This is a genomic window from Brevibacillus sp. Leaf182, assembly GCF_001423865.2.
Lineage (GTDB): Bacteria > Bacillota > Bacilli > Brevibacillales > Brevibacillaceae > Brevibacillus > Brevibacillus brevis_C.
Map to the genome: position 1 here is coordinate 598,251 of NZ_LMPN02000037.1, position 15,799 is coordinate 614,049.

Below are 15,799 nucleotides of genomic sequence, written 5' to 3' on the forward strand. Positions count from 1 at the left end.
TTTTCTTATGGGGAATTCAATGGCACTAAAGTTCGATACGTTAAGACAACCATACCATTAGGAACTTGAATGGCTGGGCATAGCCTTATTTAAAAAACTGTACAAAAATAGCTCCTCACTCAGGCTATTTTTGTACAGCATAATATTTATGTAAAATGTAACGGCTGTCGAATAACGACTTATCTACCTGTTAGAACCGCATCGGAGAAATAAACATGTCGTCACCTCGATACAAAAAAGTCCCCAATTGCTTTAAGCAAATTGGGGTTCACAAGAAGTAATACGTGAATAAAAAAGTAGTCATGTATATAGTAGGTTATCAGATCGATATTTACTACAAGTATATACAGGTATGTAATCCTTCTCTTGCCAAAAAAATAGCGCAGACTCATCTGCACAGATTAAGTTGTACGCCTGATCCCCAAGAGAATCTACACTAGATTTCATATTATGCAGTTCCCTACTATAACTCAATTTGTATGCAAACGAAACTGAACAACCAGTCTCTGGTTGAATTCCGACCACTGTCTGCTACTCATTCAAAATGTACTCGGCCAACACACTCTGTATGTGATAAATATTCAAATTTTTGTTAAATTGTTTTTGGATCGGTACTGCACTTCCAGAAACCCAAATTTTCAATTCCGCATCCAAGTCAAAATTTCCGGCTGTTTCAATGCTAAAATGGTTAATACTTTTATAAGGTATGGAGTGGTACTCTATTTTTCTACCAGTAATGCCTTGCTTGTCAACCAGTATTAACCGCTTGTTGGTGAAGATAAACATATCACGAATTAATTTGTACGCCTTTTCGATGTTCTCATTTTTCGCTAAGATTTGAGCATACTCTCTTTGAACATCTGCAATGTTAACTTCCGAAGCGTTACCCATTAGACCGTCTAATAAGCCCATATGAACGTCCCCCTATTCCAATGATTGATACATCGTATTCTCCAAACAGTTCAAAATTCCTACTGAAGTGGTTACTATTGCCTCAAGGTAGCAGTGATTACCTTGAAATTCAGGATGCAGAAATTGTCTCATCCACACAAGCTCTCCTATTTTTCAAATCATGTGTTGTGTTGGCTCCTTAGATAAAATAAAATCTAATACATAAATTACATCAATTCTGAAGTGAGGGAATTTATTCTTTGAATGACTATGGGGATCATGACGATCATTTTTTGTCTATTATCGTCACTAAACTTCGGGAAGCTGGGTGTGTTTTCGCTGAAGATGAGGCCAGGTTACTCATCGCTTCTGCAGGGACAACAACTGAACTTTCGGACATGGTAGAACTGCGAACAACTGGCATGCCTCTCGAACACATTATCGGATGGGCTGAGTTCTGTGGACTGCGGATTATTGTGGATAAGGGAGTTTTCGTTCCCAGACAACGTACAGCATTTCTCGTTAGACAGGCTGCCGCCCTCATCCGTCCAAAGTCGGTAGTGCTTGACCTATGTTGCGGTTCAGGGGCGGTGGGTGCGGTTCTTGCTTACTTGGAACATATCGAATTGTATGCTACTGACATTGATCCAGACTCGGTGCAATGCACTCGCCGGAATGTTACTCCCACAGGGGGGCGCGTATACGAAGGAGATTTATTTGAGCCTCTTCCTATCATACTGAGGGGGCGTGTTAACGTCATCGTTGCGAATGCTCCCTACGTTCCTACCAAAGCCATCGAATTTCTTCCACCTGAAGCTCGCATACATGAGGCGAAAATAGCACTCGACGGGGGAACAGATGGGCTTGACGTTCAGAGACGAATAGTGGCTGCTGCTCCACTCTGGCTGGCGCCTGGTGGACACTTACTAGTTGAGACAAGCGAGCGTCAGACACCTCAGACAGTCGATATCTTCACTCGTTGCGGGCTGATTGCACGGGTGACAAGGTCTGACGAGTTCGATGCTACTGTCGTAATCGGAACCAAGCCATTGACAGCATCGTTTGTATTCGGACCATGATTTCCGTTCATGTACCGCTACCTGTTCTGGTACTGCTTGTTAAAAGAAATAGTAGTTTGGTACAGAATCATAAAATCAACTAACCTATTATGGAGATCATTCTACGTAAGGCCAACGAAAATAGTAACAGTTCAGATTCCGGTCATTGGCGCAACCCAAACACTACTAACAGCCTCCAACCATTATTATTAATCCTCCATTACCGCTATTTCTTCTCCTTCTGAATACGGCACCGCTTGTCACCTCGACTACATCACTCCCACACTCGTTACAGCTATCCAGAGCGCAAGTAATCATGCAACCCATTTTCGAATAATTAGTGAAAATACCGATCCTACGTCAGGCAACTTCCTTTGACCACAAAATGGGAAGGTGCTTTGCTTGGGTGAAACAGTAATTCTCCCAGAAGAAATTAACCCATTCATTTCTGTTCTTCGCCATTACGATATACTGGTTACTGCCCTTCACAATCACTGGCTTTTTAACAACCCTGGTATCATGTTTATACACTTTGAATCAATCGACGAGCCGATCCAATTTGCCTATAAAGCTCGTCACGCCATTTCAGTCTTGAAGCAATAAACTTTACCCCTTTATGGGGTATTTTTCACGTATTTTCGCCACTAAGGTTTTCCTCCACCAGACGCCTTAAGGATGAATGTCACTCTATCAATTTCTCTGTTCTTGTGGCGGATCATCAACGGACGTTCATTATGGTTTGACGAATACACATTTGAGCACCCTACTGAGAGCGTGTTTTTTTGTCTACTCCAGAAATATTTTGTTACCCTGACTCTTAGGTACTAAATAAAGATGGTACTTTTTATTTTTCCTATATTCATCTTTAATGTAGATACATTCTTTTGTTTGAGGTGTTTTATATGGTTAAATGGAAAGCCATTCTCTTTTACTATTTCATCATCATTTCATTAGTCTTTTTTAGCGGAAGATTTTACATAATGGGTACTCACTCAATGGAAAAAGGCCCTGTCGCTCCAGAAGCTTTTCAAATTTTATTCAATTGGGTTACCATATTCTCTTATTTTTACATTGTGCCCCTGATTGTTATCGGATTAATTAGCCTTATCCGCTTTTTCAATCGTAAAGGTCTTTCTCAGATTCTCATCGCCGTATTGAGTATCTTGTATATCCCCTTTGCAACAATGGCCGGATACGTTTTGATGTTTGTTTTTATTTTACTATTTTACGGTTTCGCTCCTTGAGTAGCTTTAGGTAATTTCTCTATAGTTAAAATGCGTCCTCTTGGGTTTTATAGAAGACTCTCTAAAGAATATATTTCCCGACGGTCCCTACTCGACAAACAAATTTACATTTTAACAAAGTTTGATAATAGACACACCTCTTACGTTGGTTAAGAGGTGTGTTGACGTTTCTTACGTCTTTCCACTTCTCGCAGGTACTGTTAAGTTAAATCGCTCTTTTTCAGGCACGCTTGCATGTGATCCTGATATGCTCCGGCAGAACATTCGGAGAAGAGAACGCGAGCTCCATACGGATCAGTATCACTACACGTGAGTGACTTTCGACGACAATTTTGTAACGCAACCAGTCCCCATTCTTCTCCGGCTTCTTCCTCCGACAGTAGGCCTTCCCTACGACTCCGAATTAGTTCTGCTTTTATTTTTGGACAGTCTCGTCACCTTGATATACCACGCCTTCACTCGGTGCCAGTTTGCTTCACATGTAACCTTGGCTTAATCCTGCATCAGCTATAAATTTTCGCAAGTCACGTTCCCCCAAGGTACCCCCAACGAAATGCATTGTTGCCGTTATCATGAAACTCCCCCAGCCCTGTCCTTTAATCGATGGCAGCTCATACCGCCAACTCGTTGCCTCAACTCGTGCCATGAGCTTTCCTCCCTACACAGACTGTTAAAATGTGAATGCATTCATTTGACGCTTTCGCCGGATTTCGACGAGTCAAGCGAGGAGAGTTTCAGACAAACATCCATTTCTCAGGATTTCCATATCTGTCATATTCACCTTAAGGAAGAAAATCATATTCTATCTGGAAAGTCGGACACTCTGTCTAACCTGTTCAGACACATATGCTTAAAGCTGCTAAGCGAAAAGGAGTTGAGAAGTTGACACGTTCAGCGAAAAGCACCTTCAACAGCTCTATTAAAATTGATGTCCTGATCCCAGCTATTGAGAAAGACCTTGGCACTCTTCCCTATGTCATTGACAGTATACGGAAGCAAGTGAAGCATCCGGTCGGTAAGATCATGGTTGTATCGCCACCAAGCAAACGAATCCAAGCCCTTTGCCGGCGTAAAAACTGCACCTTCATCAATGAAAGACGCGTCCTACCCATTACAAAAAAAGACATTCACTACCAAACCAAACGCACCAATCGCTCGGGCTGGCTACTCCAACAATTGTTAAAATTGGCGGGAGGAAACTTGACCAAGCAAAGGTATTATCTTGTGATTGACGCAGACACCATTCTCATTCGCCCTCATGTTTTTCTCGTCAACGGGAAAACCGTTTTTTACTGCCGTAGCTGGAGTCGTCCCGAGTATTTCCGCACCTATAGGAAATTAATGGGAACCAGGGCAACCGCTTCGCGTTCTTTCGTTGCCCACTATATGCTGTTCGACAAATCGAAGCTCTCCCGGCTGAAGTCTAAAATTGAGGCCAGGCATAAGACTAGGTGGTACAGGGCGATTATTAAGAAAACCAACAAGCAGAGTTATGCCGGCTTCTCCGAGTTCGAAACTTACGGTAACTTCGTGAAAGCTCACTACCCCGGTCATCTGGTTGTAAGAAGTTCCCTTAACAAAAGCTTATCTTCAAAACCGGCATCACTTACTCGTAAACGAATCATCAGACTAGCCCAGAATTACAGGTCCATCTCCTTTCATAAACGCGGCTGGTATATCCGGAAGAAGAACGTGAGAAAATGAAGAGCTGTCGAGTCCAACTGCTTGTGATGTAAGAGATAGTCTCCAGACCTTGGCTGAATGTGGTGTATGCGAAGAGAGATGGGGCTCCTTGCTAATTTCCGGCGTAAAACGCAAAGAAGATCATTTGATTTTAGGGAGCACTTCATTTTTTAGCGCAATCGTTAAAGGTCTTTGACTACTGTCTCAAATGTGACGTGTACATGCCCCTCAAATTCGAGGGGTCCACCTATTCTCTAATTCTCTTTTGTTAAGACCCTACACATATCTTCAATGCTCTTTCCAAGCAGCTTGAAATAACGACACATTGCGGTCATATTTAATGTGAACCTTAATCAAAGAGATGTTTAACTATCGCTACATGATGGTGAACTTGGAGACCGGCGAGGAGTATCCCACCGGAGGCGTGTTTCTCGACGTCGTACCTTTCGAAAGGCTCGTCAACGATCCCAACTCCCCTGTCGTGACCCTAACCCTCACGACCAGAAGCAGTAAAGGCATGCAAGACCTATTTTGGACAGAATTTCAAGTTGCACCTCTATTGCACAACACGAACAGTAAATCCGTTGAAGAGGAACAATCGCAAGTTGCCACGATAGTTCATCAACTGGCAGCAGTCCAGACGGCCCTCATCTTGATAAAGGTGGGGGCTATTTGACGCATTCGCCGAAATCGTATCACAACTGCCCCAGGAAGAGATCCTTCCCAAGCGGCGGAAAAGTAAGGCAATAATTATACAAGGATTAAATTAGTTTCAGTTGCTCAGTACAAACACGGGCTGAGCAAAGTGAAACAGATTAGACTGGCTATCGCAATTGATTTGGCTCAAAATTCTTATCCAGTAATACCGTTGCACATGTAACAAATCGTGTGTTTTGTTAATCACGTATATTTCATATAAAATCATCAATAGATTATCAAAAACTCCAATAATTCGGGAGGGTACGAAATGAACGTCAAACGAATCGTTGCCAATATTGAGAGCCAGGATATCGCCGCAGCTAAATGCTTTTATCAGGACGTACTCGGCCTAAATTTATTGATGGATCATGGTTGGATCGCAACTTACGGGACTACCGAAGAAATGAGCGTTCAAATTAGTTTTGCTCAGGGAGGTTCCCACACTCATACCCCCGATCTATCAATTGAAGTTGATGACGTCGATACAGCGCTCGAACGGATGAAGAATGCAGGGTTTCCAATTGAATATGGGCTAGCAGATGAGCCATGGGGTGTTCGACGTTTCTACGTCCGCGACCCATTTGGCAAGCTTATCAACATTCTTGGTCATCTAAAGTACAATTGAAGCCTACGAATACAATTACCGTTTTGTTAACTTCATATTGTTGTAAAATGGTAGTTATCATTTGTTGCTATAACGACTGATTAGCACTCGGTCATGATTAGATGTTGATTGAAGTAACAGGTCATTTTACTGATGAGATTATCCTTCATGGAAAGAAACACAGACTCCATGAATTGAAGGGTATGTTCGCTATTGCAATAAAGCAGAGTGAACAAATAAGCAATTTCCCTCATATCTTTTGTAAGCTTTTTGATTTCGAACTCATTCCTTACTCATCTGCCATTCAGGTTGATGTTGTTTTCGACACAGATACTTATCGTATTTACTGGCCCTTTTATTAAAGGGCTTTTTTCCATCACTATTGCGGTAAATGAAAGGTAAACGACCAAAGTGAAGATACCACGGAGAGATTTTTGATGATTTCTTCGTAATTGACTAGGTACACTTTGTGTTAATCACCATAAAATTTACATTTCTTACACCCATTTTATTTTTCTTGTACAAACGCCCTTACATAGTTCGTTATATGACATACCTTAATTTGGGGGTTATCCTCAATCACTATTAAGGGGTGACATTAATGAGCGCTGGCTTTTTTGATGACTTTTCTTTAATTTTGGTTCTCTTCGTCCTTTTAGTAATTGTTGCTTGCAGTTGCGAGTAATTTTCAATGTTTATGGGCGGCTTTATAAGCTGCCCTTTTTACATAATCGCCCTTTAAACTTTGTCGTTAATTTGGATAAGCCTTTCTAAAATGAATTTGTGCATCAATTCGTACATTTGCGTTTACCATAGGCTCGTATCAGTTGCCAAGCTTCCCCCATTTGCATTCTCTATACCATATAGTAAAGGAGGTGTCAGAATTGGCGGCACAAAAAGGTGTTACAACTTCATCGAGAAAAGTGTCCTTGGAAATACAAAGAAAGAATCGTAGAAAAGCAGTCCGATTAATCAACAGAATTGTTGTAGTAAAAACAATATTCGATACATTTACCGGCTGTCTTCTCAGTGTCGGACCAAATGGTTTTCGCGTTCGGGTCTACACTGGTAGCAATGAAACGTTCACCATCATCACCATTCCAATAAATTTCGTAATAAACCTCTTTCCTTTCCCTTGCAATTGCTAGGTTCAAGGCCCCAAACAAACGGGGCTTATACATATTCCCTTTCTTTTTTTCAATCCTTTCTTACCTCGTTTCCCTCAATAACTTTCGTGTTAAATTGGTTATAACCAGCATTCCTCCAAGCTAATACACGGTATAATTAACCATAAATTGGAGGTGATTTACATTGTTGCTACTATCTAAAGTTTTATTAGCGTTGCTTCTTTTCTTGTGGGTTGGTGCGAAAATTATCTTTTCTCCAAGTCCCAAAAAGGTTAGAGCTAGAATAATGTTTTTCATCGCATTAGTCGTAATCAGCGGAGCAATTTACTGGATAGGGTATTGGTTATAAGGTCCCTCTTTCTTCCCTACACATTTTGATAAATAAGCTTTCTTTTATGGAAGTACACGAACTTTCATCCCTCGAAGTGCTCGCGTATAATGAATGAAATAAAAATAGTGAAGAGAGGAGCATAGAAATTTGACAACGAGTTCAAAAGACACATTCTTACGTAGCATACATTTGAAAAGGGAGGATGTTCCCTCTTTTTTGACCTACCCATTTAATCTCCCCTTTCTTACTGATTTTGAAAATCTAGATATCCATCCTAAAGTGACGTATATCATCGGTGAAAATGGTATGGGTAAGTCTACCTTCCTTGAAGCAATTGCCGTTGCATTAGGATTTAATCCAGAAGGTGGAACTATTAATTTTTCTTTTTCTACTCAAGATACTCATTCTGAGCTACACCAATTTATACGGCTCATTCGAGGTTTTAGAAAACCAAAAGATGGATTCTTTTTCAGAGCCGAGACCTATTACAATCTGGCTACAAATATCGACGAGATGGACCGAGCTCCTTCCTATGGTAGACCGATTATTGACTCATATGGCGGCAAGTCTCTGCACCGTCTCTCTCATGGAGAAGCTTTCTTTGCCACATTTCTTCATCGATTTAGTGGCAATGGACTGTATATATTGGACGAACCAGAAGCTGCATTATCACCTTTCCGTCAAATGGCTATGCTCTCTAGAATCCACTCTCTAATCAAAACAAACTCACAATTTGTTATATCAACTCACTCTCCCATTCTCATGGCCTATCCGGATAGTGTGATATACGAGTTAACTGGTAGTGGTATTCAGATGAAATCACTAGAAGAAACTGATCATTATTTTTACTATAAAGAGTTTCTAAATAACAAGGAGCGGATGCTCCATGAATTACTGGCAGATGACGAGACTTCATTAACAAGATGAAGCGCGTCCAACTAATAACAACTTTTTCGAGGTGGATACCTTTGTGGATGAAGTTATCTGCTGTCGCCTTGAACATCCTCCTTGGGATCGCAGGAGTCTATGTTCTACTATTTGTCATAATGACTGGTGGTGCACTTGATGGTAGCCGGTCTCCAAGTACTAGTCCCTTAGGCTATTTGGTTATCCTGATTTACTTATTAATTTGTTTGGGAACCAATTTTCTTTTTGCCCGAAAGTCCTCAAGTATCTGGAGGTATTGCCTAACAAGTGTTTCAGTATGGCTAGGTTCATTTTTCTTTACCATTCTTTTATAGGTTCTGCTTTTTAACACAATTGAGCTTGTATGTCCTGCTTTTTTTGTCCTATCCTCCCGCGCTACGTTCCTAGAAAAAGGAGTGTTGTATTCGTATGGAGAGGTCGTTTTCTTATGTCGTTACTTGGAGTCGAAAACGACTAATAATTCAGCCGAACCACATCACTATCGTTTTCAGTTTTTGTCTGTGATCTTGGCTTCTGCTGTATTAGCCATCGGTGCCCCTTCCGCTTTTGCTCAACAAGAAAATACATCTAACAAGCAAGTTTCTCCTCAACCTGCTTCAACACATCTTTTTCCATTTACCAATGTGCTGACTACCGAAGAGTACCACTTTGATGCAAGGAATTCAGGTAGATTCACGTTATATGTTACTCAATCCAGTGCTAGGAATACTGAAGTAACTTACAGTTTGTGGCAGATCCTCCATCCAACCAATCATGAAGTTCACGAGGTTACAAGGACAGGAAATAGGAATTCTATGGGTCATACCTTCAGAATCCCTAAAGCAGGCGAATACTATTTTGAAATCAAAAATCGCAGTAAAGATAATAACAATCAATATATACCTGTTTCTGGAGAAATAAGATTTACAACCCCGTAATGTGTAACAAGAATAACCCGTCTCCTTTTTGAGGAGGCGGGTTTGCTTATTGTTTGGGTAACCATTATCGTACGTCCAAGGACAGCTTTATTCCCCATTAAGGAAAGCCCTCTAAGGTCAGCTTCATCATCATGTAGAATATCGAACACGACGTAAGATATCGGCAGTTGCGATCGCTTCGACTGGGATCGCTGTATAGTCAGCTCAACGTCAGGGATTTCTATGTCTGGGTTCATGAGCGCCAACTCACCGTCCAACCATCCATTATCAATTCCGAGTATTTTGCTGTTACATCGTTGTTGTTTCTTGTATAAAGTCGTGTCTCGCCGTTTCTTCGTGATAAGATCAGGCGGCGGCCGTCTATCTTTGGCTCGAAGACATAACGTCCGTCCGAAAATAGTTTATCAGCTTGTTCGAGCAACATCGGAGAAATGAACATACTGTCACCTTAATATTAAAAAATCCCCGACGAACATGTCGAGGAGAAAATGTAAGGTTATTGGTCGTTGTATATATTGTAGTATATACACTCTGTATACTCAACAATCAGATATTTACAATTACTTCGTCACATTGCCTCTTCTAACGTACCAAGCTCGCACTTCGTCGACACGAACCATTTTACAGTTATCGTTGTAATCATACTGTGTACTGTCGTATACGCGAAAGCACATCTGATGGTTCGCCCGTATCGATCATCGGTACCGTGTCCGATCCAGACAGACATGTGAACATGAAGTATCGTTTGAATCGTGGAGCAGACGTACCTATATCGGTAAGTTCTGGTGCATGGAAGATAACAGTTACGCCAAAGCAGATGGTTTCAGGATCGAACAATCTTGTCGTAACGGCTACAGACTCAGGCACAAGGGGTTTCACTTAGATGTAAGCAGTCATATATTGCTCGCGCTCCAATCATGAACGCGTGTGAGGAACATATTCTTGGCTTTCAATCGGTTTTAATACCCCCTAGAAATCGCATAAAATCAACCGTTTCACCTATTGTTGTTTCAAATGACATCAAATCTTTTCATCATTTTGTGGGTGATTTGTGGGTGGGCTATACATGTAGAAATTAGAGCCCTTCAACATTGGAGGGCTCTTGTCTTCATTTAGTATTTGTTTTTTCTATTATGCTTGTTTGTTAATCGGATCACAAACCCCTCCCGCTTTTATCCAAGCAGTTAATCTACTGAGTTGAAAGGAATCACGCTCGCTGCTTCCTAATTGTCATTGTCGGCTCCAGATCTCCAAGTACAAAACAATCCAGTTATATACATTAATTGGAAATATATGTTATGATGATTCCGGCATTGAAAATTGCGTTAAATATACTGGAGGGAAAAGAATGAATATTAAGAAGTTTTCTATCGCAACTGTCTTACTTAGCAGTTTAGTAGTATCTGGGGCTGGTTCTGCCTTCGCAGTATCTCAAGGTGAGCCTATTAAAATAGGTAAACTAAAAATTGTTGAACATGTATATGAGAACCCAGTAGAGTATGATTTTACAAATGCCCTTACAAAGAGTGATTCATCTAAGATTGGTCCCTTAGGCAATGATATGACTGGCAAAGTGTATGAACAGTCTAAGAAGGACCTATACAAATCAAAATCTTATGAAGCTGATATTGAGAACGATAGTAACGAGAACGATACCTTTTCAAGGAAGGTTACAAGAAAAACATTTCTGACCGGAAAAATAGGTCTGGAAGCCGAGTCGAAAGTCAACTGGAGGTTAATAGAGGGAAAAGTGGGGATTAATGCAGAAGTTTCATTTGGAAAAGAAGACACTATAGAAACAACCCACAGTTGGGTCATACCAAAGCGTACGATTACAACTGTTGAATACGGATCAAAAGCCGTAAAAACAACTGGAAACATAGTCGAATATTTTCAAGGCAGAGTAGTAGATTCTAACTACGTTAACGTCAAATACTCGTACAAAGAGTATTCTAGTAAAAAGTCAAAAGATCTATGATCCGACCTCTCCATATCCTTCTCCTTCTGTTCATAGTTCTTCTTAGTGGCTGTAGCGAGGGTAGTTCATCAGTAACAGTGCCTAAAGAGAAGTCATATGTAAGCGTCTACGATTATTTCGAAGAAATTACTGGGGAGAATTTGAAAACATCCGTGCTTCAAATAACAAAAACCGGTAATTCGGCAGAACTTACGCTACGAATCTTAATTTCAGACGAATTGAGAGAAAAAATGATGCATACGGAAAAACCCATTTACTTTACGTTTGCAGATATGCCGGGTAACGAGACCATTAAAAATTTGCTTGCTGAGACTCCTTCACACGTTCAAATTGAGTTAAACAGTAAAGAGAATCGGTATACGATTTCGCAACAGCTAAAGCTAAAAGAAAATTTGACAGAAGCCGATAACCAGGCGCTACTGTCTCCTGCTAATTACCGATTTCAGGTCATAAACGAAGAAGAGCTCTCTGTAGCTAGTTTTATGGGTTTAGAATATTCGCTACTTCCTGAAGATAATCAGAAGTAACGAATCGTTGGCTACGAATTGTACCTCGTGGTCAAATAAAGTATTTGTTTCGTGTACCCGCAAATTCCGTAGACAAAAGTTAAAAACCCGTCTCCTTAAATGAATTGCACCCCTTAAAGTAGACATTGGAAAAACCCCTACGGTTTACCGATGAAAACTTTAGGGGGTGTATTTTTATGCCAGCACAGAAAGGGCAGAAGTTTAAGCATTATAGTGAAGAACCTAAGTTGCACGCAATTCAGATGAGATTAAAGGGTGTTTCCAAACGACATGCTGCCAAAGGTTGGCGCCCAAATCAGCATGTCTAGAAGAGGCAACTGTTATGACAATGCCTCGATGGAGGGTTTCTTCTCGCATCTTAAAACGGAAGGGCCCTATCCTTATGATATCCGAAGTATCGATGAGGCACAAAGGCGAATTGAGGAGTACATTGACTTCTACAACAACGAAAATGCCCGCAGAGAAAATTAAAAAAGCTGACGCCTGTTGAATTCAGACGCCAGCTAGTGACCTAACGGCCCGGTTTTTTCTTACTGTTCACTAAACGGGCCCTTGACCATACAGGCACAAGGGGTTTCGCTTATTAATAAGCAGTCATGTATTGCTCGCGTTCCCAATCGTGAACGCGTGTACGGAACATATCCCACTCAATTTCTTTCGCTTCAATAAAGTGCACCAATGCGTGCTCGCCCAATGCTTCGCAAATCACCGGATCTGCTTTCAGGCACTCGATTGCTTCCTTCAAAGTAGCAGGCAAGTTCTCGATTCCGTTGGCTTCGCGGTCTTGCTCGGTCATCACGTAGATGTTGCGATCAATAGCAGCAGGTGGCGTAAGCTTGTTTTTGATTCCGTCCAAACCAGCTTTCAGCATAACTGCCAACGCCAAGTATGGGTTCGTTGCTGGGTCTGGGCTACGTACTTCAATACGTGTGCTCAAGCCTCTGGAAGCAGGAATACGGATCAATGGAGAACGGTTTTTTGCAGACCAAGCTACGTAACAAGGAGCCTCGTAACCAGGAACCAAACGCTTGTAAGAGTTTACGAGCGGATTCGTGATCGCTGTAAAGCTGCGAGCATGCTGCAAAATACCTGCCAGATAATGCTTCGCTGTTTGGCTCAGTCCCATTACATCGGACTCGTCATAGAAAGCATTTTCTTTACCACGGAACAGCGATTGGTTCGCGTGCATACCGGAACCAGCTACACCATACAGCGGTTTTGGCATGAAGGTGGCATGCAGACCGTGTTTTTGCGCGATCGTTTTAACAACCAGTTTGAACGTCAAGATTTGGTCAGCTGCTTGGAGTGCATTTGCATACTTGAAGTCGATTTCGTGTTGACCTGGAGCTACCTCGTGGTGAGATGCTTCCACTTCAAAGCCCATTTTCTCCAATGTCAATACGATATCACGACGGCAGTTTTCACCGGAGTCGAGTGGAGCAAAGTCGAAGTATCCGCCTTGGTCATTCAGATCCAGCGTTGGCTCACCTTTTGCATCCAGCTTGAATAGGAAAAATTCAGGCTCTGGACCTACGTTGAAAGCTGTGAAGCCCATTTCTTCGGCTTCTTTCAAGGCACGCTTCAGGATGTAGCGCGGATCTCCTTCGAATGGAGAGCCATCTGGCATGTGGATATCACAGATCAGACGTGCAATTTTACCAAACTCATTGCCCCACGGGAATACAACCCATGTATCCAGATCAGGTACCAGGTACATGTCGGATTCCTCAATGCGAACGAAGCCTTCGATGGAAGAACCATCAAACATCATTTTGCCATCGAGTGCTTTTGGCAATTGGGACAGTGGGATTTCTACGTTTTTAATGATCCCCATCAGGTCGGTAAACTGCAGTCGGATATACCTTACGTCCTCTTCTTGGGCCATGCGCATGATGTCTTCTCTTGTAAACTTGCTCACATTTCTCTCCTCCTGTCTCTATATCGGCTTTCTATCTAGTGGAAGAAGCGGGAAAGCTCTCCACGTATCAATGCACCCTCGCCATGGCGAGTGGCATCGCGATACATAATCTGTTGCCTTAGGAGCTGATGCAGCTCTTTGTCGGACATGTCCTTGCGTTTCTCTTCGGACGTCGTCGTAATCTCTGTTTGTTCCAAAGCAGGCTCTTGCATTTGCAGGACTTGCTTGATCCCTGCGATATTCAGTCCTTTTTCAATCAGAGCCTTGATCTCCAACAAGCGATCTACGTCGTTGAAAGAAAAGAGCCTCTGCTTCCCTTCTGTGCGGGCGGGCTGAATCAGGTCGTTTTGCTCGTAATAACGGATTTGCCTCGCAGTGAGATCCGTCAGCTTCATGACGATCCCAATGGGAAAGAGGGCCATATTCCGGCGAAGGTCATCACTCATGACTTGTCCCTCCTGTTTCGTATTTCTTAGTCTTATTCTATTTTATAACAAAATCCCTGTCAATAGATGTTAGATAATATTACACAGAAAGTTATGTACGTTTTTTTACATGAAATAACGGCATCCTCCTTCATCCAGAGAATGCCGTTCAATCCTTGCGATTTTATCCTATTCACTCGCTATTTCGAGTAAGCCTTTTTCCAGCATCCCGTTCAACGCCGTCAAAATCCCCACTTTTACGTGGGAGTACGTCAAACCACCTTGAACGAAGCCCAAGTAAGGTGGACGAATCGGGCCATCTGCCGAGAATTCGATGCTCGCCCCTTGAATAAACGTACCTGCTGCCATAATGACAGGATCAGCGTATCCAGGCATTTCGCTTGGATACGGAGTGACGTGTGAATCGACTGGTGCTGCTTTTTGTATCCCTTGGCAAAACGTGATCAGTCGTTCCGCACTGCCGAATTCCACGGATTGAATCAGGTCGGTCCGCGGCTCATGCCACAGTGGATTTGTTTTGAAGCCCAGACGTTCCAGCATTGCCGAAGAGAATACCGCTCCCTTTAAAGCTTCTCCCACTACGTGTGGAGCCAAGAAAAAGCCTTGGTACATCTCCAATAGCGAATAGAGCGATGCACCACCCTCTGCGCCAATTCCCGGTGCTGCCATCCGATACGAAGCAAGCTGAACCAAATCCTCGCGTCCTACTATATAACCACCTGTTTTGACCAGACCGCCACCCGGGTTTTTGATGAGAGAGCCTGCCATGATATCTGCACCTACGTGCAATGGCTCTTGCTCCTCCGTGAACTCTCCGTAGCAGTTATCTACAAATACGATCAGATCAGGCTTGATTTCTTTTACAACCCGAATCATTTCTTGGATTTTCGCAATGGTGAAAGAAGGTCGATCTGCATAGCCTCGTGAACGTTGAATCCCAATAACCTTCGTCTTTGGTGTAATCGCTTGTGCGACTGCGACAAAATCAATTTCACCTTCTGGCGTCAAAGGCACGTAGCTGTAGCCGATGCCGTAATCCTTGAGTGAGCCTTGCCCTTCTCCGCGCACACCTACTACTTCTTCAAGCGTATCGTACGGTTTGCCCGTAATATAGAGAAGATCGTCGCCTGGACGAAGAATGCCAAACAAAGAAATCGCGATCGCATGCGTACCCGAGATAATATGGTTTCGCACCAATGCCGCTTCTCCACCAAATACCTCGGCGTAAATCGATTCTAACGTTGCACGTCCGGAGTCATCGTAGCCATAGCCAGTGGATGTTGAAAAATGAAATTCATTGACTTCATGCTTTTGGAAGGAACGCAATACTTTCAGTTGATTTGTATCCACCAAAGCAGAAATTTGACGATGTCTCTCTGAGATCGTCGCTTCTACCTCCATTACGAGGGGACGAAGCTTTTCTCCATGGGAAAAATATGAAAACATCTG

Annotated in this window: 18 protein-coding genes; 11 read left to right on the forward strand and 7 right to left on the reverse strand. The window is 42.3% G+C overall.

The genetic code is table 11. The features are described from left to right. Nucleotides 1-531: 531 nt before the first annotated feature. The gene (locus ASG16_RS29690) at nucleotides 532-912 is read right to left on the reverse strand and encodes a PH domain-containing protein (protein WP_048033352.1); all 381 of its coding nucleotides are present in this window, start codon (nucleotides 910-912) and stop codon (nucleotides 532-534) included. 239 nt (nucleotides 913-1,151) lie between these two features. On the opposite strand from ASG16_RS29690, the gene ASG16_RS29695 reads away from it, so the two are divergent. From ASG16_RS29695 to ASG16_RS29705, 3 genes are all read left to right on the forward strand, one after another. Further along, nucleotides 1,152-1,970, forward strand: a complete 819-nt coding sequence (locus ASG16_RS29695) for a putative protein N(5)-glutamine methyltransferase (RefSeq protein ID WP_056488202.1) — start codon at nucleotides 1,152-1,154, stop codon at nucleotides 1,968-1,970. 372 nt (nucleotides 1,971-2,342) lie between these two features. Beyond that, the gene (locus ASG16_RS29700) at nucleotides 2,343-2,552 is read left to right on the forward strand and encodes a DUF1259 domain-containing protein (protein WP_082517178.1); all 210 of its coding nucleotides are present in this window, start codon (nucleotides 2,343-2,345) and stop codon (nucleotides 2,550-2,552) included. A 299-nt stretch (nucleotides 2,553-2,851) separates the two neighbouring features. Next, the gene (locus ASG16_RS29705; protein ID WP_056488206.1) at nucleotides 2,852-3,193 is read left to right on the forward strand and encodes a hypothetical protein; all 342 of its coding nucleotides are present in this window, start codon (nucleotides 2,852-2,854) and stop codon (nucleotides 3,191-3,193) included. A 475-nt stretch (nucleotides 3,194-3,668) separates the two neighbouring features. Here the strand turns inward: ASG16_RS29705 and ASG16_RS30770 are convergent, their stop codons facing one another. Continuing rightward, nucleotides 3,669-3,839 carry a hypothetical protein gene (locus ASG16_RS30770; RefSeq protein WP_157966792.1) on the reverse strand — a complete coding sequence of 57 codons (171 nt, stop codon included), beginning with the start codon at nucleotides 3,837-3,839 and terminating at the stop codon, nucleotides 3,669-3,671. 236 nt (nucleotides 3,840-4,075) lie between these two features. Between ASG16_RS30770 and ASG16_RS29710 the strand changes: the two genes are divergently transcribed. From ASG16_RS29710 to ASG16_RS31110, 5 genes are all read left to right on the forward strand, one after another. Next, on the forward strand, nucleotides 4,076-4,897 hold the full coding sequence (locus ASG16_RS29710; protein ID WP_056488209.1) for a DUF6492 family protein: 822 nt from the start codon (nucleotides 4,076-4,078) through the stop codon (nucleotides 4,895-4,897). A gap of 946 nt (nucleotides 4,898-5,843) precedes the next feature. Further along, nucleotides 5,844-6,200, forward strand: coding sequence for a VOC family protein (locus tag ASG16_RS29720; RefSeq protein ID WP_056488214.1), 357 nt, complete (start codon nucleotides 5,844-5,846; stop codon nucleotides 6,198-6,200). Between the two features lie 580 nt (nucleotides 6,201-6,780). Beyond that, nucleotides 6,781-6,864 carry a YjcZ family sporulation protein gene (locus ASG16_RS29725; protein WP_012685423.1) on the forward strand — a complete coding sequence of 28 codons (84 nt, stop codon included), beginning with the start codon at nucleotides 6,781-6,783 and terminating at the stop codon, nucleotides 6,862-6,864. A gap of 920 nt (nucleotides 6,865-7,784) precedes the next feature. Then, complete coding sequence (locus ASG16_RS29735; RefSeq protein ID WP_056488221.1) at nucleotides 7,785-8,564, forward strand: AAA family ATPase; 780 nt, start codon at nucleotides 7,785-7,787, stop codon at nucleotides 8,562-8,564. A gap of 398 nt (nucleotides 8,565-8,962) precedes the next feature. Beyond that, complete coding sequence (locus tag ASG16_RS31110) at nucleotides 8,963-9,481, forward strand: hypothetical protein (protein ID WP_198674294.1); 519 nt, start codon at nucleotides 8,963-8,965, stop codon at nucleotides 9,479-9,481. A gap of 232 nt (nucleotides 9,482-9,713) precedes the next feature. On the opposite strand, the gene ASG16_RS31445 is transcribed toward ASG16_RS31110, so the two are convergent. Both ASG16_RS31445 and ASG16_RS30620 read right to left on the reverse strand, forming a co-directional pair. Then, nucleotides 9,714-9,920, reverse strand: coding sequence for an ATP-dependent DNA ligase (locus ASG16_RS31445; protein ID WP_056488227.1), 207 nt, complete (start codon nucleotides 9,918-9,920; stop codon nucleotides 9,714-9,716). Between the two features lie 200 nt (nucleotides 9,921-10,120). Further along, nucleotides 10,121-10,348, reverse strand: a complete 228-nt coding sequence (locus tag ASG16_RS30620; RefSeq protein ID WP_133257458.1) for a hypothetical protein — start codon at nucleotides 10,346-10,348, stop codon at nucleotides 10,121-10,123. Between the two features lie 481 nt (nucleotides 10,349-10,829). On the opposite strand from ASG16_RS30620, the gene ASG16_RS29745 reads away from it, so the two are divergent. The 3 genes from ASG16_RS29745 (at nucleotide 10,830) to ASG16_RS31725 (ending at nucleotide 12,457) form a co-directional block, all read left to right on the forward strand. Next, nucleotides 10,830-11,459 (forward strand): hypothetical protein, encoded by a 630-nt coding sequence (locus tag ASG16_RS29745; protein WP_048033357.1) that lies wholly within the window; start codon nucleotides 10,830-10,832, stop codon nucleotides 11,457-11,459. Between the two features lie 152 nt (nucleotides 11,460-11,611). Next, nucleotides 11,612-11,986: a hypothetical protein gene (locus ASG16_RS29750; protein WP_241970857.1), complete on the forward strand. Its 375-nt coding sequence runs from the start codon at nucleotides 11,612-11,614 to the stop codon at nucleotides 11,984-11,986. A 336-nt stretch (nucleotides 11,987-12,322) separates the two neighbouring features. Next, nucleotides 12,323-12,457, forward strand: coding sequence for an IS3 family transposase (locus ASG16_RS31725; RefSeq protein ID WP_370444425.1), 135 nt, complete (start codon nucleotides 12,323-12,325; stop codon nucleotides 12,455-12,457). A 112-nt stretch (nucleotides 12,458-12,569) separates the two neighbouring features. Here ASG16_RS31725 and glnA read toward each other — a convergent pair whose 3' ends face one another. The 3 genes from glnA to ASG16_RS29775 form a co-directional block, all read right to left on the reverse strand. Next, nucleotides 12,570-13,904: a type I glutamate--ammonia ligase gene (gene glnA / locus ASG16_RS29765; protein ID WP_048033359.1), complete on the reverse strand. Its 1,335-nt coding sequence runs from the start codon at nucleotides 13,902-13,904 to the stop codon at nucleotides 12,570-12,572. 35 nt (nucleotides 13,905-13,939) lie between these two features. Then, entirely contained in the window at nucleotides 13,940-14,350 is a 411-nt protein-coding gene (locus ASG16_RS29770; RefSeq protein ID WP_007719086.1) for a MerR family transcriptional regulator, read from the reverse strand. 168 nt (nucleotides 14,351-14,518) lie between these two features. Then, nucleotides 14,519-15,796: a methionine gamma-lyase family protein gene (locus tag ASG16_RS29775; protein WP_056488233.1), complete on the reverse strand. Its 1,278-nt coding sequence runs from the start codon at nucleotides 15,794-15,796 to the stop codon at nucleotides 14,519-14,521. Nucleotides 15,797-15,799: the final 3 nt, after the last annotated feature.